This is a genomic window from Mesosutterella porci (genome assembly GCF_022134585.1).
In the GTDB taxonomy this organism is placed as follows: Bacteria; Pseudomonadota; Gammaproteobacteria; order Burkholderiales; family Burkholderiaceae_F; genus Mesosutterella; species Mesosutterella porci.
This window is the reverse complement of the sequence record NZ_JAKNCT010000001.1, coordinates 38,666-60,084: the sequence shown is the minus strand read 5'-3', so window position 1 is coordinate 60,084 and position 21,419 is coordinate 38,666. Positions and strand designations below refer to the sequence as shown.

Here is a 21,419-nt window from a genome sequence, read left to right as displayed (position 1 = left end):
ATTTGTGCCTCTCATGCGCCGGGCTGCCGGGGCCCCCGATCCTGTTTTCAGGCGTTCCGGGTGCTTTTCCTGCCCTGCAGCCGCTCATGGCGGTGTAAAACTTGCGGTAACATTTTCAACTTCCGGATACACGTCTTCACACTTAAAATTCCAGAAGTTTTCTGTGTCCGCGGCCGGCCTGCGCACCGCAGAGGCGGTCTGACGGGCCCCGGCTGCACAGAATCCGCAGGCTGAATTTACACCGATGAGGCGTGATTAACAGTGAAGAATTCATTTTTAAAAATCATCATGGTTACAGGAACAGTGGCTGCGGGACTCGCCGCAGCACCCGCAGGGGCGGCTCCCGCCCCTGCAGCGGTCAAGGTGGCGACCGTTGAGGGCATTACGGAATACCGCCTTTCCAACGGGCTTTCCGTGCTTCTTTTCCCTGATCAGTCCAAGCCCACGGCGACCGTCAATATGACCTATAAGGTCGGGTCGCGGAACGAATCCTACGGTGAGACGGGCATGGCCCATCTGCTCGAGCACCTGATGTTCAAGGGATCCAAGAATTTCCCCACGCCCACGGCGGAGTTTTCCCGCCGCGGCTTCCGCATGAACGGTTCGACCTGGCTTGACCGCACCAACTACCACGTGTCGTTCACGGCTAACGACGACAACATGGACTGGGCGCTGCGCTGGACGGCCGACGCCATGGTGAACTCCTTCATCTCGCGCAAGGACCTCGACTCTGAGATGACCGTGGTCCGGAACGAGTACGAGATGGGCGAGAACAGCCCCGTGTCCGTGGTGCTCAAGCGCATGCAGTGCCTGCTTTTCGACTGGCACAATTACGGCAAGCCCACGATCGGTGCGAGAAGCGACATCGAGAACGTGGAGATAGAGAATCTCCAGGCGTTTTATCACCGCTACTACCAGCCGGACAATGCGGTTCTGACGGTGTCCGGAAAATTCGAGCCGAAGGCCGTCCTCTCCGAGATCGAGAGGATTTTCGGTGTGATCCCGAAGCCCGCGCGGAAGCTGCCTCACGAGTGGACCGTGGAGCCCACCGCCGACGGGGAGCGCTTTTTCACCGTCCGCCGCCCGGGCGAGGCGAAGCTGGTCGCCGTGGGCTACCGGGTCCCGGCAGCGAGCAGCCCCGACTTCGTCAAGGTTGACCTGGGCCTGTCCATCCTGACCGACAGCCCCAAGGGACGCCTCTACAAGGCGCTCGTCGATACGGGGCTTGCGGGCCAGGTCTTCGGCTTTTCCATTGCGGCCAAGGACCCCGGCTTTGTCTTCATCGGCGCCAAGCTGAAAAAGGACGGCGACGAGGAGAAGGTGAAGCAGGTGATGCTGAAAGTGCTGGAGTCCTCGTTTGCCGAAAAGCCGATCACCACTCAGGAGCTTCAGACCGCCGTTCAGGATGAGCGCACGGGCTACGACAGGCTCTTCTCCGATCCCGAGAATTTCGGCGTTGAGCTGTCCGAGTACATCGGCATGGGCGACTGGCGGCTGTTTTTTGTGAACCGCGACGAGCTCGCGAAGCTCAACGAGAAGAACGTGGCTGAAGCGGTTCAGCGCTATTTCGTGCGCGACAACCGCGTGGTCGGGATGTTTCTGCCTGAAGACAAGCCGCAGCGCGCTCAAATGCCCGCCCCGGTTTCCATCCCGAAGCTCATCGCCTCGCATACCTTCAAGTCCGAAGGCCAGGCGGTCGATGCCTTCGACTCCTCCCAGGACAATATCAACGCGAAGACCCAGGTCGTCCGCGCCGGCGCGCTTCGCATGGCGCTTCTGCCGAAAAAAACTCGCGGCGGCGTAGTCACGGTTGAAATCAAGCCGCGCTGCGGAGACCTGAAATCCCTGGAAGGCCGGCAGGTGCCCAAGCTTTTCATGGAGTCGATGCTGACCCGCGGGACCCGCGATCTCACCTACGAGCAGATTACGGATGAGTTCGCGCGGCTCAAGATCGACGGCGACGTCACGTCCTTCACTACGGACCGGGAGCATATCGCCGAGGCGCTCCGGTTTGTGGCGCGGGTGATGAACGGCGCTGCGATTCCCCAGTCCGAGTTCGACAAGCTCAAGCGCGTCATCAGCACGTCGCTGCAGTCGAAGCTTGACGATCCCACCAGCATGGCGGTCGATGCCCTGCAGATGCACTTCAGGACTTATCCGCTCGGTGACCCGCGCACCCGTCTCACTAAGAAGGAGACGCTCGAGGCGATACCGAAGCTCACGCGCTCTGATGTTGAGTCCCTCTATCAGCAGATCTTCCAGACCGCTCAGGCCGATATCGCCGTGGTCGGCGACTTCGACCCCGAGGAGGTCAGGCGCGTGATTGAGAGCTCCTTCACCAGGAAGGCTCCCGTGCAGTACAAGAGGATCGACGCCGAGTACCGGCCGGTCGCCGCTGCCCGCATCGTGATGGATGCGCCGCAGAAGGAGAACGCCTTTATCATTGCGCGCCGGGACTTCGCCGCGAACATGGACGATCCGGATGCGGCCGCGCTCATCACCGCCGACTGGATCATGGGAGGCGGCTCGGGACTGTCCAACCGGCTGGCAACGAGGCTGCGCCAGAAGGACGGCCTGTCCTACAGCGTGTACAGCTCCGTGTCGCTGCACCCGTTCGGCAACCGCGCCTCCTGGATCGCTCTTGCGATCACAGCGCCGCAGAACCTCTCGCACGCTGAAAAAGACATGCGCGAAGAGATGGATCGGATCGTGCGCGAGGGAGTGACGGCCAAGGAGGTCGAGGAGGCGAAGAAGGGCCTGCTTCAGTCCCGCGCCGTCAACCGTTCCCAGGACGACATGATCGCCGGCGGCTGGGTCTCCTACCTGGAGGAGGGCGCCGACTGGAGCAAGAGCAAGAAGCTCGACGAGGCGATCGCAAAGCTCACGCCTGAGGACGTGAACCGCGCCGTGCAACGCATGATCGTCCCCTCGGAAATGACTTTCGTTCTTGCGGGCGACAAGGACAAGGCAAAGAAGGCCGGCAAGCCTTTTGACGCCATGCCCTGACCGCGTTCACTTAAACGGGGGGCGCCCGCGCGCCCCCCTTTCGCAGCGGGATCCGTTGAAGACGCTCTGCAAAAGGGCGTCTTTTTTTATTGTTTAAAAGCGGGCGGCTGAAAAAAACGCGCAGGCAGCGCCGTCAGGCGCTTTGAGTCAGAGCATTCCGCCGGATCGTTTTTAAAGCGGGCGTCCAGGCGGGAATTCCCTCGAGGGGAATGGCGCGTTAAATGCCGGCGGCACAAAGCCCTCGCGGCGGAGAAACCGCACGGAGGACCCCGGGCGTGGTTCTTCTTTTTGGGGGCTTCTTCGTCAGCGTCAGAGCAGGGGAGCAGGATTCCTTTTTCGAAGGATCGTCCGCCACAAGACGCGGCGGCAGAGGAGCCCGGGGGCCTGCGGAAAGCCCCAGGCAGAAAAGCCCGAGGCAAAAAAAGGCTGCGCCAGAACCGAGCCGGGCGCAGCCGCTGCTTTTCTTATTGAGAACGCAGTCAGCGGTTTCAGCCGTTTGTTTTCGGCGGATCGGCCGGAGCGGCCTGGGCCTCGACCGCGGGCCTGACCGGCAGCTTCGTCACGAGCATCTGATCGACCCTGTTCTTGTCGATGTCCATCACCTCGAAGCGGTAGCCGTTGAAAAGCACTTTATCGGCCCGCTTCGGGATCCGGCGCAGCAGGTACATGATGAGGCCGCCCGCCGTCTCATAGGGCGGGTTGTCTTCGATCTGGTCCAGGTCGAAGTAGTTCTGCAGATCGTAGATCGGCGTCGAGCCTTCCACAAGCCAGGAGGACTCGTCGCGCTGGATGATCTGGGAGTCCTCGTCCATGCCGACCATTTCACCCATCACGGTGTTCATGACATCGTTCAGCGTGATGAGGCCCGCCACTTCGCCGTACTCGTTGATGACCACGACGAAGTCTGCGGAGGTGTTGCGGATCACCTCGATCACTTCCGACATGGAAAGGGTTTCCGGGATGAGCTTCACCGGCGAGAGAATGCCTTTTTCGCCGAGGTCGAGCTTCTTGTCTTCGACCAGGTAGCGCAGCAGCTGCTTGCTGTCGATGTATCCCACGACGTTGTCGAGCGTCTTGTCGCACACGAGGAACTGGTGGTGGGGATGCTCGGCCAGCTTGCGGCGGATGCTCTCGTCGGAGTCGCTGCGCAGGAAGTAGACGATGTCCTCGCGGTCGGTCATCACGGTGCCTGCGGTCCGGTCTTCAAGCGAAAAGATGTTTTCAATCACAGAGCGTTCGGTGGGATCGATGAGCCCTTCGCGCACGCCCGCATTGACTGTCGCCATCACGTCGGCGGTGGTGACGTGGTCGTTCGCGTGGATGGGCAGCCCCGTGCGCTTCATCACCTGGGTGGTGATGGTATTGAGAAACCAGACGATGGGACGCAGCACCTGGTTGAGCCACGAGATCGGCCGCACGATGAGAACCGCGCAGGATTCGGGGATCGCCATGGCCATGCGCCGCGGGATCAGGTCTGCAAAGAGCACGAACAGGAGCGTGGCGAGAAGGTAGGCGCTCCAGAAGGCGAGGGTGTGCGTGGCCTCGGGGGAAGCCACCATGCTGTAGAGCCTTGTGAAGGGAGGAATGAAGGCCGCCTGGCCCAGGATGCCGCCCGCGAGCGCGAGGGCGTTGACGCCGATCTCGACAATGGAGAACATGGCTCCGGGCTTCGCCTTCAGAGCGATGACCTCGCGGGCCCGGGAATCTCCTTCTTCCGCCAACGCCTGAAGCCGCATCTTCTTCGAAGCGGCCAGTGAAATTTCAGAAATTGAAAAAAACGCTGAAAGAAGGATAAGGACCAGCAGCCCGAAAATCTGCAGTACGGTATCCATAGCGAACATCCATGAAAAGGCCGCCGTGCCGTCCGAGGGAGGTAAGGCGGCTTGTTTTTAAATTTATATTTAAATCTTTTATATTTTAAATTTATTTTGCCTTCCCTGCGGGCCGCAGCGCTTCGCGCAGGCCCTTTCAGAGGGCGCTGCGGGCGATGAGGCTGCGCACCGCGGCCGCGGCTTTCTCGAGCGACGGGACCGGCAGGCACTCGTAAATGCCGTGGTAGTTGAGACCGCCGGTGAACAGGTTCGGGCAGGGCAGTCCCGCGCGGCTGAGAAACGCACCGTCCGTGCCGCCTCTCACGGGCTGCTCGACCGGTTCGATTCCGGTGCTTCGGATGGCTTCCCGGGCCCGCTCGAGGACATCGCCGCGGTCCTCGATGTAGCGCTTCATGTTGTAGTACTGATCCCGGATCGTGACTTCCGGCCGGGGGGCCCGGCCGCAGTCAAACCCTGAGGCGAGCTGCCTGAGGCGGCTCTTTCGCTCTTCAAAGGCCTGGTCGTCATGGTCGCGGATGATGATCCGCAGCTTCGCCTTCTCCACGGTTCCGGAGATCGAAACGGGGTGGAAGAACCCCTCGCGTCCCTTCGTGCGCTCGGGCGACTCGGCCTGGGGCAGCTCGAGCACGAAGCGCGAGGCGAGCTTCACGGCGTTCACCATCTTCCCGAAAGCGCTTCCCGGGTGGACGGAGATCCCCGTGAAGGAGATTTCGGCCTCGGCCGCGTTGAAGGTCTCGCTGTCGAGTCCTCCCACTTCGCCGCCGTCGACCGTGAAGCCGTAGGACGCGCCGATGTCAGGCACTGAGAGATGTTCGGTTCCGCGGCCGATTTCCTCATCGGGGGTGAAGAAAACGCGGACCGCTGCGTGGGGCTGCTGCGGGTGCCGCCTGAACCAGTCCAGGGCGTCCATGATGGCGGCGATGCCGGCCTTGTCGTCGGCACCCAGCAGAGTCGTCCCGTCCGTGCAGATGATGTCCTCGCCCCTGTGGGCGTCAAGCTCCGGAAAGAGCGCGGACGAAAGCACGATGCGGCCCTGCGGGTCGAGCTCGATCGGCTCTCCGCTCCAGTGCTCCGCAACCTGGGGGCGGATGCCCTCGTCCGATGCCTCGGGGGAGGTGTCCATGTGGGCAATGAGGGCGAGGACGGGAGCCGACTGCGCTCCCGGCGAGGCAGGAAGAGTGGCCGAGACGACACCGAAGGGCGAGAGGGCTGCGTCGGACAGCCCGAGCTCCAGCAGCTCGCCGCGCAGAAGCTCAGCCAGCCGCAGCTGCTTGGCCGTGCTGGGCGAGGCGCTGCTGTCGGGATCGGAGGCCGTGGGAATGAGGGCGTAACGGATGAAGCGGTCCAGAAGGGGCGTTTTGCGCTCGTACAGCTCATAAGGAACGGGGCGGACCATGCGTTTCCTCCTAAAGGGAAAGATGACAATGAGGCGCCTTGCGGGGGGCGCCTTCAGGCTACGGCTTTGTGCTTTCTGCCGCCGGAGTGTCCCGCGGTCTGCTTGACAGCGGATTTTCGGGCGGAGGAGCGAACGCTCTTGGCCGAGCGGCTTCGCACCGAGGCGGTCTTCACCCGCGGCGCAGACTTCGCAGCGGCGCCTGTTTTCGCCTTTGCCTTGTCGTGAGCCCTGCGGACGGAAGCCGTTTCACGGTCCTTCAGCTTTTTGCCGGAGGCGGCAGGCAGCGCCCGCTCGCTTCCGAGCGTCACCCTTCTGCGGGCAGTCTGCGTGGGCTCCATGGCGTTAAGCCTGAGAGGCGCGGCTTCGCTTTCCTGAACCACTGAAAAAAGCGGGTCGGTCTGATCGTAGCCATCTGAAGAGGATGCTATGCCGTAGGTCGCCTTTTCCTCTCCGCTCATCGACTCGAGCGTCCGGCTGATCTCATCGGCGTTGAGGAGGTTCTCGCGCAGCTTCAGCCCGCGCACATGGCGGACGGTGTAGAGGCGGTTGCTCCAGTAGCCCTTGATTTCGGTCTCCTGGACGAGCTTGCCGCTGCGCGGCGCATGGATGAAGTGGCCCGGAGTGGTGATGATGCCGCTGTGGAAACCGTTCGGGCCCCGGCCGGTTTTAAAGACCACAATGTCGCCGGGATGGGCCTGCGATAGATCCACTTCGTCGCCCACCTTTGCCTGCAGGGTGGAGACGCGGGGCAGCTCGATGCCGTACTGGCGGTACACCCACCAGACAAGGCCCGAGCAGTCGAACCCCTCGCCGGGGTTGCTGCGGCCGACGCGGTAGGGCGTGCCGATCTGGGATCGGGCGGAGTCGGCGAGCCGAAGCCCGAAGCGGTGGCGTTCGGTGCCGACGGGGCCGAGCTCCAGCGCGGGCTCCTGGGGGGCATCCGCGAGACTGTCATCACCGCCTGAGAAAACAGCGGCCAGAGGGTCCGGCTCTGCGGGCTCGGCAAAGGCCGCAGGGGAGCAGGCAGCGGCTCCCGCAGCCAAAAGCAGCGCGGCGCGAAGCAGAACCCGGCGGAAACCCGGGAGAACGAAAGGGATTCGGGATGACATAACCCGCCTATTTTAACGGCTTCTAGGGGAAAATACGACCCAGCCGCACCTCTGGATTGTGAATTTGTGGCGGCTAATTTGTAAAAAAATTTAAAAACGGGGAAAAGGAGGGGCTCCCGGGGGGACGCCGGAAGTTTCATGGCTCAGGCGAGTAGCCTGTCGTCGGAAGGGGAGGCGGCCTGGATTCGAACCCTGAGCCTGCAGCCGCCGTCCTTAGGCTCGCAGACGAGGACTTCAGCCCGCAGAGCGGCTTTCCGCAGCGCTGCCGCGAGCTGGCCGTCCTCTTCGACGTTCAGGAGCGCCGCGGCGTGGTAGTGTCCGTGCATGAGCGAAATCACCGAGCCCCGGCTCTTTTTTTCGCGTCCCATGGGCCGCAGCGTGAGCTCGTCGCCGGGCTTCACGTGCGCAAGGGCGTAGGGCGCATCGACGATCGCGGGCTCGGCCTCTAGAAAAGGCCTTGAAGTGTCCGCTGTGAAGCGCCGCGCGATGAGATAGCTGTAGCGGCCGGACAGCCAGGCGTACATCAGGATCACGGGAATAGCGATGGCCAGGCAGACCCAGGCTTCGCCCGTGAGCCCGCCGGCTATGCCGGCTCCGAGCAGGAAGAAGCAGGTGATGAACTGCAGATGACGGATGATGAAGGCAAGCATCGCTTTTTGTTCAGTCCCGGGCGAAGCGCTTGGGCCGCGCCCCGCCCGGGGCTCTCCTTTTAAAGCCGCGCGGGCCTCAGGCCTTCAGCTTCACGCGGGCGTCGACGGCGATGGGCTCGCCGTCGCGGTCTGAGACGATGAGTGGGTTGATGTCAAGCTCGGAGATCTCCGGGAAGTCCGCGACAAGCTGCGAGATCCTCAGCAGCGTCTCTTCGATCCGGCCGGTCTGGGCGGGCTTGAGGCCGCGGGCGCCCTCCAGCAGCTTCCAGGCCTTCACCGAGCGGATCATTTCCGCGGCGTCCTGGTCGGTGAGAGGAGCAAGCCTGAAGCAGACGTCTTTCATCACTTCCACGAACACGCCGCCGAGGCCGAACATGATCATCGGCCCGTACTGGGGATCCGTGGCGAGTCCGCAGACCATCTCGCGCTTGCCGCTGACCATCTCCTGGATGAGTACGCCCTCGAGCCCTTTTTCGAGGCCGCGCTCGGTGAGCTTCGCAAGAAGGTCCCTGTACTGCGCGCGCAGATCCTCTTCGGAGCGGATGCCGACGCGCACGCCGCCCACATCGGTCTTGTGGGAGGTGGTCTTCGAAGTCATCTTCATCACGACCGGGTAGCCGATCTGGTTTGCGAACTCAGCCGCCTCGTCTTCGCTGCGGGCGAGCTTCGAGCGGCAGGTGCGTATGCCGTAGGCATCGAGCAGCGCGATGCTCTCGCGCGTGGTGAGGGTGTCGCGGGATTCTCCGCGCGCGGCATCGAGCAGCGCGCGCGCCGCGCCGCGGTCCGTTTCATAGGAAGGAATCTTCCCTTCGGGCCTTGCGAGCCACTTTCTCTGGCGGTTGAGGCGGTCAAACGCCGCAATGCCCTCTTCGGAGTACATGTAGAAGGGCACGGTGACGTCGCGCCCGGAAAGTGAGGTGAAGAACTCCTGCGTTGTCATGAACACCCCGGCAATGGGCTTTTCGGGGTGCTTGGCCCGGATGTCCATGACGGCCTGGGCAACGTCCGTGTCCTTCAGGCCGAGGAACGGCAGGTAGATCACGAGCACCATGTCCACGCCGGGGTCGGCAAGCACCGTCTCGAGCGTGCGCCTGTAGTGCTCGAGCGGGGCCGAGGCGATCATGTCGACAGGGTTCTTGACGGACGCGGCCGGCGGAAGAAACGAGCGCAGCTGCTCCTTGGTCTCCTCGGAGAGCTTCGCCATCTGCATCCCGTAATCTTCCACGGCATCGGTCGCCATGATGGCGGGGCCGCCGGAGTTGGTCACGATGGCGATGCGGTCGCCCTTCGGAATCGGGCACAGGGAGAACGCCTTCGCAGAGGAGAAGAGGTCCTTGAGCGAGCGCTCGCGGATCACGCCGGACTGATGCAGGAGGGCGTCGGCCGCCCGGTCGGCGCCGGCGAGAGACCCGGTGTGCGAAGAGGCGGCGCTCGCCCCGGCCGCGGAACGGCCTGCCTTGAGCGCGAGGATGGGCTTGCGGCGGCTCGTGCGAGTCGCGAGCCTCCTGAACTCCTGAGGCTGCAGGATCGACTCCATATAAAGGAGGATCTGCCGGACGTCGTCCTCATTTTCCCAGTAGGCGATGGCCGAGGCGGCGTTCACGTCGGCCTGGTTGCCGATTGAGATGAACTGGGCGAAGCCGATCCCCAGGTCCTTCAGGATGTTGAGGATGCCCCCGCCCAGGGCGCCGGACTGCGACACAAAGCCGATGTCGCCGCGCCGCGGCAGCGATTCGGCAAAGCAGCCGTCCATCCGAACCGAAGGATGCGTGTTCACAACGCCCAGGCAGTTCGGGCCGACGAGGGTCATGCCGTATTCCCTCACCTTTGCGGCGAGGGCCGCCTCGAGCTCGCGGCCAGCGGGCCCCGTCTCCTTGAAGCCTGCGGAAATCACGACCAGCCCTTGAATGCCCTTCTCATGGCACTGATCCACCGTATCCAGCACAAACTTCGCGTTGATAGCAATGATCGCGAGGTCTATTCCCTGAGGAAGCTCCGGCACGCTTTTGTAGACGTGGCGTCCGCCGATTTCTCCTCCCTTGGGATTGACAAGATAGAGTTCGCCCTTGTAGCCATAGTCGGTAAGACGGCAGAACAGGTCGTGGCCGATCGTGTGTTCACGGGCGGAGGCCCCGATCAGGGCGATGGCCCGAGGTTTCATGACAGCAGATAAGTTCATGTTGTTCCTCAGTAGGGAAAACGGGAGCGTTGGTTTGCTTTTGGAGCCTGCGGCGCCCCTTTTTAAGGGCGCAACCAGCTAATTATCGCCCGAGCCGCGCTTTTCTGGAAGGTTTAGACTTCGCCGCAGAGGGACAGTGCCCGCGGCCTGTCTCAGGAGGAGGGCTGTGTTTTCTGAAAAAAAACGAGCAACGCTTGTGGGGCTGCTGGCCCCGGTGCTGTGGGGGCTCTCCGTCGGCATGATACGGCTTGTCGAGGAGATGGCGGGCATGGCCCGGGGGCTCGCGCTCTGTTACTTGATCGGGGCGATTTTCGCCCTCGTCATTTTCGGCTGGCCGAGGATCGGCCGGATGCCGCTCAGGTATCTTCTGTGCGGCATTCCCTGCGCGATTGCCTGTTCCGTCTGCTTTACCTTTTCTCTCCAGATCTCTGACGGCGGCCGCCAGACGCTCGAGGTGGGCATGGTGAACTACCTCTGGCCGAGCCTCACCATCATCGCTGCGATCCTGTTCAACGGGCAGCGCGCGCGGTGGTACGTCGTAATCGGCTTTCTGCTCGCTCTTTACGGGCTGGGCGAGGTGATTTCGGGTTCGGCGGGCTTTCACCCGGCGGAGATGCTCCGGCACATGAGGGACAATCCCCTGAGCTACCTGCTCGCGCTGTGCGGAGCCATTGCCTGGGCGCTCTACAGCTCGGCCACCAGGGCCTGGGGCGGCGGAGAGAATCCCACGGCCCTGATTTTCACGATCGACGCCGCCATTTTCGGCCTGCTCGCTCTCGCAGGAGGAGTCCCGGCTCCGGCGTCTTTCACGGCCTCGGGGCTGCTCATCTGCCTGGCCGCCGGCTGCGTCATGGGAGGCTCCTACGCAGTGTGGACCGTGGGCGTTCAGAAAGGCAGCATCACCATTCTTGCGATTGCGTCCTACTTCACGCCCGTGCTCTCCTGTCTGTTCGGCGCGGTCCTGCTCGATGCGTCGCTGCCAACGGGATTCTGGGGCGGAGTCCTCGTTGTGGTTGCGGGCTCTCTGGTCTGCTGGGCCTCGACCATTCAGGTGGGCTTCATGGGGCCCCTTTGGAACAGGCGCCGCTCTTAGGCCGGGAGAAAAAAGCGCAGGGGAGCGGGCCCGCAGCCCCGGGCCGGTGCGTTTTTTTCCGCGCTCCCTCAGAAGGATCCCTTCTGGCTCCTGGCGGCATCGGGGGCCGCAGCAGGAGTCCCGTCCGAGCGGACGCAGGAAATAGCGGTGCTGTCTCCCTGAGGCGTGAAAACAGCAATGCAGGTGAGGTCTCCGTCAGTGATGCGGTAAATGGGAGACCCCACGGCGGTTCCGATGCGCTTTACGTTGCGGCTGTCGTTTTCATAAGGCGAGAAGATCCGGGTGACGGCGCGGTCGCATCCGCTGAGAAGAACCGTGGCGGCGATGGCTGCGACAAAAATTTTCGTGGCTGTCATAATTCTTAGTTGGAAGAAAGACCTGTTCATTGTGGCACACAGCGCCCTTTAAGGGGGCAGGCCGGTGGCTTGGAAAGGCAATCATGAGGAGAATACCCTACAGGTTCGAGAAATCTGAAGCCAGCTGGAGCGCGGTCCGCAGCCAGGGCGCGGGCGGCCAGAACGTGAACAAGGTGGCCACGGCGGTGAGGCTTGTGTTTGATATCCGTGCAAGCTCCCTGCCCGAGCGGATCAAGCAGAGGCTGCTCGCGCTTCGCGACCGCAGAATCAGCTCCGAGGGCGTGATCGCCATCAAAAGCGAGGTTCACCGGACCCAGGAGCAGAACCTCGAGGACGCCCTGGAGAGGCTCAGTGCGCTGGTCGAGGAAGCCTCTCTCGTGCCCGAGCCCCGCATTCCGACCCGGCCCACCAAAGCAAGCCGCGTGCGCCGCCGCCGCGCCAAGGCCGCGCGCAGCGCGATCAAGCAGAGCCGCCGCCGCGTGACGGATTTCTAAGACCTGGCCGCGCAGGCTCTTCTCCCGAAAAAGAAAATCCCCGGAAAGCGTGCCGCCTTCCGGGGTTGGGCGAAGCCAGAGGCCAGGGAGTATATCCCAGCCCGTTCCTTAAAGCTTCAGGTTCTTCTGCTCCAGGCTGCTGTTGCGCACGCCATCGGCGAGGGTGGGCTGGCCGCTGATCTCGGCCTTGCTGCCCAGCGTTTTTGCCACGCCGTTGGAGCGCATGCGGTTGGCATAGTCGTGGATGGAGCTCAGCCCCAGGGCGACCTTCAGGATGGCCTTCCGGTCGCTGGGCGAGGAGGGCTGCGTGAGCTCGTACCAGTTGAGCCCGCCGTCGAGCGAGCCGTAGAAGCGGGTGCGGAACCCCTCCTTGTCGGAGCCGTAGCAGTCGACGATGATGTCGTCGGGGTCTACCGCTTTCATCACCATGTCCATCGGGTGGATTTTCACCTTGCAGACATGTCCCTCCGGATACATGTGCATGCCTTTTCTCGCGCGGTCGTGCATGGCGTGCACCTTGGCGTCAAACAGGCTGTTTTCAGAGAACGGGCGGTCCGTTGCCCCGGAATTCGCAGCTTTGTTGATTTCTCTTTTGACCTCGATCATGTTCACCAGGAACGCGATGACCGCGAGCACGATGAGGCCCGCGGCTATGAAGGTGAGGTCCTTGGCGATGGATTTCTGGATGCTGGGGTCAGACACAAAGAAGGGCCCGGCCAGCAGGCCGACCACGACGAGAAGGAGAATCCCGATGGTCGCTTTCAGCAGAAAGATACTGGTATTGTTGCGCACGTTCAGCTCCTTATGGATAGGACAGCAGCCATAATTAAGCGCTGTCCATAGGATTGTTTTCTTTATTTTATCAGCTAAGGCTCCGGCAAAGCTGTCCGAAGGGGCCTGCGGCCCGGCCCTGTTTAAGCTCGCTTTAAGGCTCGAGGTGCAATATACATAACAGATGAGTTGAGTTGCTGAGAACTCTCCTTTTTCAAAGCCGGACTAACAAGCAGTCCGGCTTTTTTTTCGCCGGGTGCTAGGATAGAGTGCTTCGAACAGGCCCACGCAGGCAGGAGCTTGGAACTTTGAGCGGAACATTCTTAATAGACATCGGCAACTCGGCTCTCAAGTGGGCTGCGATTTCAACGCCCCAGAACACCGGGGTCATGGTCTACAGCGACCCCATCGAGCTCGCCGAGCAGGTGCGCGACTTCTACCAGAAGCAGCGCCCCGAGCTCATCTACGCCTGCACCGTCGCAGACGCCAGGGTTGCAGAAACCCTCAACGCCGTGTGCCGCCGGACGCGGGTCGAGTGGCTGGGCAGCCAGCGGATTTTCCGCGGCCGCTTAACGCTTGAAAACCGCTACGAGGACTACTCCAAGCTCGGGGCGGACCGCTGGTATGCGGCGATCGGTGCCGTGGCTAAGCATCCGGGCACAGGCCTTCTCGTGATCCAGATGGGCACGGCGCTCACCGCCGACTCCATCCACTGCCTGGGCGAGTCCCGCTACGAGTATCTCGGAGGGCGCATCGCTCCCGGGCCCACCATGATGTACACGATGCTCATGGGCGGGGCGGCGCGCCTCAAGTCGATTGCGCCCGGCACCCTCAGCCGCTTTCCGCTCAATACGAACGACGCCGTGACCACCGGCATCTTCGACTGCATCGAGGGGTTCATGCGCGGGGGGCTCGCCTCTCTCGGCGAGGACGCCTCAGTGAAGCTCGTGGTCACGGGCGGCGCGGCCCGTTTTTTCGAGTTTGAGATCAGGGAAAGGTTCCCGCGGGCGGTTTTCGACGACAACCTCGTGATCACCGGGCTGGCAGCCCGGGTGGCGAGCGAGGCGGAAAAGGAGCACTAGCCATGGGGCGTGTTTTCGAGGTGCCTTTCGAGGTGCATTTCTCTCACAGCGACTCCACGGGGCTCGCCTTCCATCCTTATTTTTTCGGCTGGGCGGTCGACACGGAGGAGGCGTTCTTTCGCCGCGTGCTGCATGAGCCGGTCTTCGGGCCGGGGGTGACCGACGGACTTTTTACGCCCATGGCCGGGGCGAAGGCGGAGTTCGCGGCGCCGGTGCGCCCGGGTGACAGGCTTGTCTTCAGGCTCTGGATCGAGCGGCTCGGCCGCACTTCAATTCGCTTCGCCTTCGAGCTCACCAAGGAAGGCCGCCCTCTGGTCTGGATTGCGGAGACGCTCGTGTTCTGCCGGCCCAGGAGCGACGGGAGCTTCGAACCCGTGGAGATACCGGCGCGCTTCCGGCCGCTGCTCGCCCCCTATGTGCGCGACCCCGGCACTGCGGAGCTGAAATTCCGCTCCTGAAAAAAGGAAACGGCAGGCGGCGCGGCTCTCAGGCTTTGGCTTCTTGGGCGTTCATCTTGTCGGCTGCCCGCTTCATGGCCTCGATGAACGAATGCCCCGCTTTCGAGAGATACCGGGTGTCGCTGTAAATGGCGCAGATCCGGATCGGGTCGACGATGGGCCTGAGGATGAAGAACTCGAGGGGCGCCTTGTCCCGGAACTGCCTCGCCATCATTTCCGTCACAAGCGACGGACCGAGCCCTGAGATCGTATGCGAGAGGGCGGTCGTGAGGTCTCCGCACTCCACGGCGATGCGCGGCTGGGTTTTGGTCCTCGCGCACAGGCTGTTGTACACGCCGCGGAGTCTCACCGTGGGCTTCACGGCGACAAAGGGCCTGCGGTCGAATTTTTCGAAGTCGATCGAACCGTCGGAATTCGCCTCGGCGCAGACCGGGTCGTCCTTTCGTACGGCGACCAGGCACGGCTCGCAGAACAGAAGCTCCGAGGCGATCCCGGGATCCTCGCGGGGAGCGGGAACGATCGCGAGGTCGAGCCTCGAGGCTGCCACGAGCTCCTCGAGCTTCTGGTCGTCTTTCTCCTCGATGGAGATTTCGACCTCGGGATAGGACTCGAGGAAGGAGGGCAGGACGTTTGAAAGGAAGTAGCTCTCGAAGTAGTAGGGCGTGCCCACGCTGAGCTTGCCCACGATCCCTTCGCCCATGTCCCGGATCTGGATTCTGCAGAGCTCGCGGATCTTGCTCACGTTTTTCTCCGCTTCGCACCAGCACATGCCGGCGGGCGTGAGCTTCAGCGGCCTGGCGAGCCGGTCTATGAGCACCGCGCCAGCGTCTTTTTCCAGCCTCATGATGAACTGCGAGAGGGAGGGCTGGGAGATGTTGAGCCGCTTGGCAGCCTTCGAAAAGCTGCCTGCACTCAGCAGCGCCTGAACATATTGATAAGGCTTTTCATTCATAGTCACAGTTGATTCCTTAAAAAGCAACTGCAGACAGGCAGCTGTTATGCGACTGCACTTATTGATATTATAGCGAGACCTTATGAAATTATAAAATGAAAGTTATTTCAAATTGAAAGTATAAATCTTTTACCCATAATATGACCGATGCTTCGCATCGGCGGGGTAAACTTTGATACGCTTCAAATTTCCTCAATCCACTTTGTTTCAGGGGATCTAGAGATGCAAAGACGTCAGTTATTCAGCGCGGCCGCCGCAGCGGCGTTCACGGCAGTACTTTCCGCCTGCGGCAAAAAAGACGGCTCGGCCGCTGCCTCCTCAGGCGCCGCCGCTGCCGCCGGCACGGTGACGATCAAGGTGGGCGCGACGCCTGTGCCGCACGGTGACCTGCTGAAAGTGGCCGCCCCGCTGCTTGAGAAGCAGGGCGTCAAGCTTCAGATCGTCGAGTTCAACGACTACGTGCAGCCCAATATGGCTCTCGAGTCCAAGGATCTCGACGCGAATTTCTTCCAGCACAAGCCCTACCTGGATGACTTCCAGAAAAATCACAAGACGCACCTTGCAGCGCTTGCTCCCATCCACATCGAGCCGATGGGCATTTACGGCGGCAAGTCCAAAGATCTGAAGGCGATTCCGAAGGGAGCGAAGATCGCGATTCCGAACGACCCGACCAACGGCGGCAGGGCGCTGCTGCTCCTTCAGTCCGCGGGCGTCCTGAAGCTGAAGAACGGAGGTTCGATCGCCTCGACTCCAGCCGACATTGTCGAGAATCCGCATTCGATCAAGCTGCAGGAGCTTGAGGCCGCGCAGGTGCCCCGCAGCCTGAAGGATGTGGATTTTGCCGTGATCAATTCGAACTTCGCCCTCACGGTGAACCTGAATCCTGTCAAGGACTCGCTGTTCATTGAGAAGGATTCGCCCTATGCGAACGACGTCGTCGTCCGCCAGGGCGATGAAAACCGGCCCGAGCTGCAAAAACTCGTGCGGGCGCTGCAGTCCCCCGAGGTGAAGAAATACATCGAGGACAATCTGAAGGGCGCCGTGGTTCCGGCCTTCTGATTTAAGGCGCGCGGGGCGGGCGCAGGGGCCTGATTCCGGCGTGATCGGGCCCTGCCTTTGGAGCGCTTCGCCCCGTTTTCCTGTTTATTTGAAAGGTGCCGGGCCTCAGGTCAGCTTTCCGAGGCCGCAGGTTCTCTTTCCTGTTCGATCGTCCCGCGCGCCGTTCGGAGGCCTCCTTTGCGGATACAATCGGAGGCTCCAATCATTTTGGCGGCTTTCCCCTTGAGCCGAAGAGGGGAGGGCTTCCATTCAGGAACAACAGAGAATGCCTCGAAGATCCAGACCCAAAACGCTGGCCTCGCTCCTAGACCGAGCAGCTGAGAGTTTCGGCAGCCTTTCGGGCTTCGGCGAAAAACCGATTCCGGAAGCCAGGCCCGAACGAGCGGCGGAAGCTCCGGCGGCTGCAGCCCGCAGGGACTCCATGCCGCCGGAGGCCCGCCGGAGGTTTGCCGAACTTGAGGATGTGCTGCAGGAGTTCGACCGGGCGGTGCTGCAGGATCGCCCGGAAGGAAACGGCGTGGCGGACAAGGCTCCCAAAAAGAGGAGGAAAAGCAAAAGCCCGGCCGGGAAAAAATCGGCCTGAGCCGCTTCCCTGACCGGCTCCTGCGGGGAGAGCCTCCCAGGCGCCGCTTTCAGGAAAAAAGCGGCTGCTCGCCCCGATACTCATATAGCCCCTTGCAGGGCTAACGGGAGAAAAGTCAAAAAAGACAACGTCTCAGAAGATAAGTTCTGAAGCGTTGTCAGCGACGAAAAGCTCCGTTAAATTTTAAGTGTTCTCAATAGCTTAAAAAGGGAGTTTCGTCGTGACTAAGACTACCACAGATTCCTGTTCCACCATCGACCGCACCAATTTCATTGGCATCGATCTTCATTCCAACAATATCTTCGTCTGCGTCCTGGTCAACACAATCGATCCCCAATCTGGTCAGCTGGGCTGCCGTGCCATCTATAAGAGGAAAATCCCGTTGGAGCCAGGGCTGCAGCATGTTGCTGAGGCCCTGGCCTGAATATTGAAAGTTCCTTATTGGGAACCCGGGAACCAGGCAAAAACATTCGCGCTCAGTTTCTCAAAGGAAGCTGTTTCTTTTTTACCGCGTAACGGCGAGTCAAAACGCCGCGCCAGGCACAATTCCCCCTTTCCCCCGGCTGTGAAACACCAGGCCGGAGACTTTCAGGACACTACATAGGGATAAGGATTTCAAACATGACTCGGAAGGCGGCTTCATCGTGCAGATGGACCGGCAGCGTCAGAATCAGCCGGCGGGATGAGATGGCAATCTTCGCTGTCACGCAGATCACATCCCGGCGAAAAATTCTCACGTTTTTTTCAATTGAGCCCCTGCCGGCTGCCTTTTCTTTGTTCTTCAGCCCATATTCAGGTTAGGAACTTCTGGTTATTGAGAATCACAATGGCTGGTTAAAACAGCCATGGATTTTTGTTGTCGAAAAGAAACAAATTGACTTAGGGGGCTAAATGTGCCCCCCAAAAAAACGCGCCCGCAGAAAATCAGAGTTCTGCGGGCGCTCTTCTTCAGCGGGGACTGGGCTTTCAGGCCGCGGCCTTCAGCAGCACGTCCATCGCTTTTTTGAGCTGCCGGTTGGTGATCGTGAGCGGCGGCAGTAGCCGCACCATTCCGCCGTGGGCGGTGAGGGCCAGCACGCCGTGCTTCATCATCTCGGCGACGACCTCATTTTCGTTTTTCCTCGTCTTCACGCCGATCATGAGGCCCAGGCCCGTCACGTGCTCGATGCCGGGCTGTCCTTCCAGCCTGCTGCGGACGTACTCGCCCTTGCGGGCCACCTCTGAGAGCAGCTTGTCGTTGAGCCGGTTGAGGATGCTGATCGCGCCGGCGCACACCACCGGGTTCCCGCCGAAGGTTGAGCCGTTCATGCCGGGGGTGAAGACATCCTTCACGCGCTCGCCGAGGAAGGTGGCCCCTATCGGCAGCCCGCCGCCCAGGCCCTTGGCGGTGGTGACCACATCGGGCAACACCCCGTAGTTCTCATAGGCGTAAAGGCGCCCGGTGCGGCCGTTTCCGCACTGCACCTCGTCGGTCATGAAGACGATGTCTTTTTCCTTGCAGAGCTTCGCCACGCCCTGAACGAAGTCCTTGGAGAGCGCGCGCACGCCTCCCTCGCCCTGGACGCATTCGATCAGGATGCCCGCGACCTTCTTTTCGCGGCAGATCCGCTCGACGTCCTTCAGGTTGTCGGGCTCGGCGTATTCAAACCCTGGGGTGAGCGGCGTGAAGTCCTTGTGGAACATGTCCTGGCCGGTCGCGGCAAGCGTCGTGAGCGTGCGGCCGTGGAAAGAGTCCTTCAGCGTCACGATCGTGTAGCAGTCGCGGCCGCGGCGCTGCGCGGCGTAAGCGCGGGCAGCCTTGATCGCGCACTCGTTGGCCTCAGCGCCGGAATTGCAGAAGAAGACGCGCTTCAGGCCCGTTTTTTTGCAGATCAGCTCGGCAAGCCGCGCATCCGGGGCGCTGTAGTAAAGGTTCGAGGTGTGCTGGAAGCAGTCCAGCTGCTCGGTCACGGCCTTCACCCATTTTTTGTCCTTCTGACCGAAGATATTCACGCCTATGCCGGCGCCGAGGTCGATGTAGCGGCGGCCGTCCGAGCCCACAAGCTCGGCGCCCTTCCCGTCGATGATCTCAACGGGATAGCGTGAGTAGGTATGGGCGATGTACTGCTGGTCAAGCTTTTTCGTGTTCTTTTTAGTCATGGTTTTCGTTTCCTTTCAGGGCGGCGGACTTGGCGGCCTTTTTCTTCTTGGTGATCATTGTGCCGGCGCCGGAGTCTGTGAACAGCTCGATCAGCACCGAGTGGGGAATCCTCCCGTCCATAATGATCGCTTTGGAGACATTGTTCTTGAGCGCGCTGATGCAACACTCGATCTTCGGGATCATCCCTCCGGAAATAATCCCTGTCTTGATGAGGCTTTCGGTCTCATCAAGGTCAAGCTGTGGAATAAGCGAGGAGGGATCGTCCTTGTCGCGCAGCAGCCCCGGGATGTTCGTCATCAGGATCAGACGCTGGGCGTGCAGCGCCGAAGCGATCTTGGCTGCGGCCGTGTCCGCGTTGATGTTGTAGACGTTGCCTTCCTTGTCGCATCCGAGCGAGGAAACGACCGGAATGTAGCCCTTCTGCATGATGTCGATGATGGGGCCCGGGTTCACCTTGGTGATTTCGCCCACGTACCCCAGCGACTCGTCCTTCACCTTTGCCATCAGCATCCGGCCGTCCATGCCCGACAGCCCGATCGCATCGCCCCCGAGCGCCTCCAGGAAGGACACGAGGTTCTTGTTGATCTTTCCGGCGAGCACCATCTGGGCGATTTCGACCGTCTCCCGGTCGGTGACCCTCAGCCCGTTCACGAACTGCGACTTCTTGCCGAGGCGCTTGAGCATGCCGGTGATCTCCGGGCCGCCGCCGTGCACCAGCACGACCTTGATCCCGACCAAGTGCAGCAGCACGATGTCCTGCATCACCTGGTGCTGCAGCTCCTCGGTGAGCATGGCGTTGCCGCCGTACTTGATGACGATCGTCTTGCCGTTGAACTTCTTGATGTAGGGCAGGGCCTGCGTGAGGACCTCGGCCCGGTCCGTATTTGAAAATATCCCGTTCATCGCTGTCTGTCCTCTTTCTGGGCGGCTCATGTGCGGTAATCGCCGTTGATCTTCACATAGTCGTAGGTGAGGTCGCAGCCCCAGGCGGTCGCGCCGGCCTCGCCGTCGTGCAGGTCGATCAGGATGTCGATTTCCTTTTCAAGGAGGACCTTTTTGGCGGTCTCCTCGGAGAAGTCGACGCCGGAGCCGTCGCGGCAGACGAGAACCTCTCCCGCCTTCGAGCGGAAGGAAAGCTCGACCTTGTTCACGTTGACGTCGGCCCCGCTGTAGCCGATCGCGCAGAGCACGCGGCCCCAGTTGGCGTCGGACCCGAACATCGCGGTCTTCACGAGCGAGGAGGTGATGACGGACTTCGCGCAGATGCGGGCGTCGCGCTCGGTCTTCGCGTGCGAAACACGGCATTCAAGCATCTTCGTCGCGCCCTCGCCGTCGCCCGCTATCCGCCGGCAGATCGAAACCGTGATCGTGTTGAGGGCCTGCATGAAGGCGGTGAAGTCCTCGCCTTCGGCCGTGATCTCGGGGTTGCCGGCCAGGCCGTTCGCGAGCAGCACCACGTTATCGTTCGTGGAGGTGTCGCCGTCCACCGAGGTCATGTTGAAGGTCTTCTGCACGTCGTGCGAAAGCGCCTTCTGCAGCATCTTGGAGGAAATCGCGCAGTCGGTCGTGATGAAGACGAGCATTGTGGCAAGGTCCGGGTGGATCATCCCGGAGCCCTTGCCGATCGCGCCGATGCGGCACGTGCGGCCGCCCGCGGTGAACTCGACCGCCGCTTCCTTTCGCACCGTGTCGGTCGTCATGATGCCTTCGGCCGCGCGCGTCGAGGCTTCCTCGTCGGACCCGAGCCCCGCGATGAGCGAGGACAGGCCCTGCTCGATCGGGGAGGGGTCGAGCCTCTGGCCGATCACGCCCGTGGAGGCGACGAGTACGTCCTGAGGGGCGATGCCGAGCGCCTGGCCCGCGAGGGAGGCGATTTTCTCCGCCACTTCAACGCCGTCCGCGTTGCAGGTGTTGGCGTTGCCGCTGTTCACGATGACAGCCTGAGCCCGGCCGTCCTCAAGATGCTTTTGGGTGACGAGAAGAGGGGCGCCCTTCACCTTGTTGCGCGTGTAGACCGCGGCGCCCGCGCAGGGCGCCTCGCTCACGATCAATGAGAGGTCGCGCTTCAACTTGTTCCTGCGGATGCCGCAGTGAATGCCGTTCGCACGGAAGCCCTTTGGGGCGCATACGCCGCCGCTGATGATCTTCATGGTGTTGTTCTCCGGGCCGCAGAGAGCTGTCTCTGCGGCCTCAGTGTTTGTTCGGAAAGGGGCGGAGGCTGAGGCGCAGTCCTCGCGCGCCTCCTTGTTCTCTCCGCGT

General features: G+C 61.8%; 19 protein-coding genes. 8 read left to right on the top strand and 11 right to left on the bottom strand.

Going from position 1 to position 21,419, the window contains the following annotated elements:
• Positions 1 to 288: 288 nt before the first annotated feature.
• A complete protein-coding gene (locus MAF45_RS00285; RefSeq protein WP_237977552.1) occupies positions 289 to 3,006 on the top strand; it encodes a M16 family metallopeptidase in 2,718 nt (905 codons plus the stop codon).
• Positions 3,007 to 3,494: 488 nt separating this feature from the next.
• Here the strand turns inward: MAF45_RS00285 and paeA are convergent, their stop codons facing one another.
• From paeA to MAF45_RS00260, 5 genes are all read right to left on the bottom strand, one after another.
• Positions 3,495 to 4,838 carry a polyamine export protein PaeA gene (gene paeA, locus MAF45_RS00280; protein ID WP_237977551.1) on the bottom strand — a complete coding sequence of 448 codons (1,344 nt, stop codon included), beginning with the start codon at positions 4,836 to 4,838 and terminating at the stop codon, positions 3,495 to 3,497.
• Between the two features lie 136 nt (positions 4,839 to 4,974).
• Positions 4,975 to 6,234 (bottom strand): peptidase T, encoded by a 1,260-nt coding sequence (pepT, locus tag MAF45_RS00275; RefSeq protein WP_237977550.1) that lies wholly within the window; start codon positions 6,232 to 6,234, stop codon positions 4,975 to 4,977.
• A gap of 53 nt (positions 6,235 to 6,287) precedes the next feature.
• Positions 6,288 to 7,343 (bottom strand): C40 family peptidase, encoded by a 1,056-nt coding sequence (locus tag MAF45_RS00270; RefSeq protein ID WP_237977549.1) that lies wholly within the window; start codon positions 7,341 to 7,343, stop codon positions 6,288 to 6,290.
• A gap of 143 nt (positions 7,344 to 7,486) precedes the next feature.
• Entirely contained in the window at positions 7,487 to 7,993 is a 507-nt protein-coding gene (locus MAF45_RS00265) for a hypothetical protein (protein WP_237977548.1), read from the bottom strand.
• 76 nt (positions 7,994 to 8,069) lie between these two features.
• Positions 8,070 to 10,172: an acetate--CoA ligase family protein gene (locus MAF45_RS00260; protein ID WP_237977547.1), complete on the bottom strand. Its 2,103-nt coding sequence runs from the start codon at positions 10,170 to 10,172 to the stop codon at positions 8,070 to 8,072.
• Positions 10,173 to 10,338: 166 nt separating this feature from the next.
• On the opposite strand from MAF45_RS00260, the gene yddG reads away from it, so the two are divergent.
• Complete coding sequence (gene yddG, locus MAF45_RS00255; RefSeq protein WP_237977546.1) at positions 10,339 to 11,265, top strand: aromatic amino acid DMT transporter YddG; 927 nt, start codon at positions 10,339 to 10,341, stop codon at positions 11,263 to 11,265.
• 68 nt (positions 11,266 to 11,333) lie between these two features.
• Here the strand turns inward: yddG and MAF45_RS00250 are convergent, their stop codons facing one another.
• On the bottom strand, positions 11,334 to 11,621 hold the full coding sequence (locus tag MAF45_RS00250) for a hypothetical protein (protein WP_237977545.1): 288 nt from the start codon (positions 11,619 to 11,621) through the stop codon (positions 11,334 to 11,336).
• An 83-nt stretch (positions 11,622 to 11,704) separates the two neighbouring features.
• Between MAF45_RS00250 and arfB the strand changes: the two genes are divergently transcribed.
• The gene (gene arfB / locus MAF45_RS00245; protein ID WP_237977544.1) at positions 11,705 to 12,115 is read left to right on the top strand and encodes an alternative ribosome rescue aminoacyl-tRNA hydrolase ArfB; all 411 of its coding nucleotides are present in this window, start codon (positions 11,705 to 11,707) and stop codon (positions 12,113 to 12,115) included.
• 108 nt (positions 12,116 to 12,223) lie between these two features.
• Here arfB and MAF45_RS00240 read toward each other — a convergent pair whose 3' ends face one another.
• Complete coding sequence (locus MAF45_RS00240; protein ID WP_237977543.1) at positions 12,224 to 12,907, bottom strand: hypothetical protein; 684 nt, start codon at positions 12,905 to 12,907, stop codon at positions 12,224 to 12,226.
• A gap of 287 nt (positions 12,908 to 13,194) precedes the next feature.
• Here MAF45_RS00240 and MAF45_RS00235 point away from each other — a divergent pair, with 287 nt between their 5' ends.
• Both MAF45_RS00235 and MAF45_RS00230 read left to right on the top strand, forming a co-directional pair.
• Complete coding sequence (locus MAF45_RS00235) at positions 13,195 to 13,968, top strand: type III pantothenate kinase (RefSeq protein ID WP_237977542.1); 774 nt, start codon at positions 13,195 to 13,197, stop codon at positions 13,966 to 13,968.
• A gap of 2 nt (positions 13,969 to 13,970) precedes the next feature.
• Entirely contained in the window at positions 13,971 to 14,426 is a 456-nt protein-coding gene (locus MAF45_RS00230) for an acyl-CoA thioesterase (RefSeq protein ID WP_237977541.1), read from the top strand.
• Positions 14,427 to 14,454: 28 nt separating this feature from the next.
• Here the strand turns inward: MAF45_RS00230 and MAF45_RS00225 are convergent, their stop codons facing one another.
• A complete protein-coding gene (locus MAF45_RS00225) occupies positions 14,455 to 15,378 on the bottom strand; it encodes a LysR family transcriptional regulator (protein WP_237977806.1) in 924 nt (307 codons plus the stop codon).
• Positions 15,379 to 15,600: 222 nt separating this feature from the next.
• On the opposite strand from MAF45_RS00225, the gene MAF45_RS00220 reads away from it, so the two are divergent.
• The 3 genes from MAF45_RS00220 (at position 15,601) to MAF45_RS00210 (ending at position 17,444) form a co-directional block, all read left to right on the top strand.
• Positions 15,601 to 16,437 (top strand): MetQ/NlpA family ABC transporter substrate-binding protein, encoded by an 837-nt coding sequence (locus MAF45_RS00220; RefSeq protein ID WP_237977540.1) that lies wholly within the window; start codon positions 15,601 to 15,603, stop codon positions 16,435 to 16,437.
• 265 nt (positions 16,438 to 16,702) lie between these two features.
• Positions 16,703 to 17,020: a hypothetical protein gene (locus MAF45_RS00215; protein ID WP_237977539.1), complete on the top strand. Its 318-nt coding sequence runs from the start codon at positions 16,703 to 16,705 to the stop codon at positions 17,018 to 17,020.
• Between the two features lie 220 nt (positions 17,021 to 17,240).
• Positions 17,241 to 17,444 carry a hypothetical protein gene (locus MAF45_RS00210; protein ID WP_237977538.1) on the top strand — a complete coding sequence of 68 codons (204 nt, stop codon included), beginning with the start codon at positions 17,241 to 17,243 and terminating at the stop codon, positions 17,442 to 17,444.
• A gap of 542 nt (positions 17,445 to 17,986) precedes the next feature.
• Here MAF45_RS00210 and MAF45_RS00205 read toward each other — a convergent pair.
• From MAF45_RS00205 to argJ, 3 genes are read right to left on the bottom strand one after another with little or no spacing between them, the layout of a single operon-like run.
• The gene (locus tag MAF45_RS00205; RefSeq protein WP_237977537.1) at positions 17,987 to 19,159 is read right to left on the bottom strand and encodes an acetylornithine/succinylornithine family transaminase; all 1,173 of its coding nucleotides are present in this window, start codon (positions 19,157 to 19,159) and stop codon (positions 17,987 to 17,989) included.
• Complete coding sequence (gene argB, locus MAF45_RS00200) at positions 19,152 to 20,063, bottom strand: acetylglutamate kinase (RefSeq protein WP_237977536.1); 912 nt, start codon at positions 20,061 to 20,063, stop codon at positions 19,152 to 19,154. The genes MAF45_RS00205 and argB overlap by 8 nt, the downstream gene beginning before the upstream one ends.
• A gap of 26 nt (positions 20,064 to 20,089) precedes the next feature.
• A complete protein-coding gene (gene argJ, locus MAF45_RS00195) occupies positions 20,090 to 21,310 on the bottom strand; it encodes a bifunctional ornithine acetyltransferase/N-acetylglutamate synthase (RefSeq protein WP_237977535.1) in 1,221 nt (406 codons plus the stop codon).
• Positions 21,311 to 21,419: the final 109 nt, after the last annotated feature.